The sequence below is a fragment of the Neisseria sp. P0014.S002 genome, assembly GCF_051958295.1.
GTDB classification, from domain to species: Bacteria; Pseudomonadota; Gammaproteobacteria; order Burkholderiales; family Neisseriaceae; genus Neisseria; species Neisseria flavescens_B.
In genome coordinates this window covers 1-249 of the sequence record NZ_JBQCVO010000099.1, presented here as the reverse complement: position 1 = coordinate 249, position 249 = coordinate 1, and the positions used below count along the sequence as shown (strand labels likewise).

Annotated in this window: 1 pseudogene; it reads right to left on the bottom strand. The window is 55.0% G+C overall.

Going from position 1 to position 249, the window contains the following annotated elements:
- A pseudogene (locus ACTHSX_RS10775) lies at positions 1 to 249 on the bottom strand (thiamine-phosphate kinase); the annotation flags it as partial.

Here is a 249-nt window from a genome sequence, read left to right as displayed (position 1 = left end):
ATGTTTTCAGCCGGAATTTGATAATGCCCCAGTTGTTGGTTCAAAGCAGCGGCAGCAAACCCCAAGCGGCCCGATACCCAAATATCGTCGCCGACTTCGGCCGCATCACGCCGCAGGGCGCGCCCGGTCGGCACTTCGCCCACTATCGTTACATTAAAGACCAAATCGCCTTTGGTGGTATCGCCACCAATCAACCCCGTATCAAAACGCGCGGCCAAAGCAAAAAAGCTGTCGCAAAAACGTGTCAGC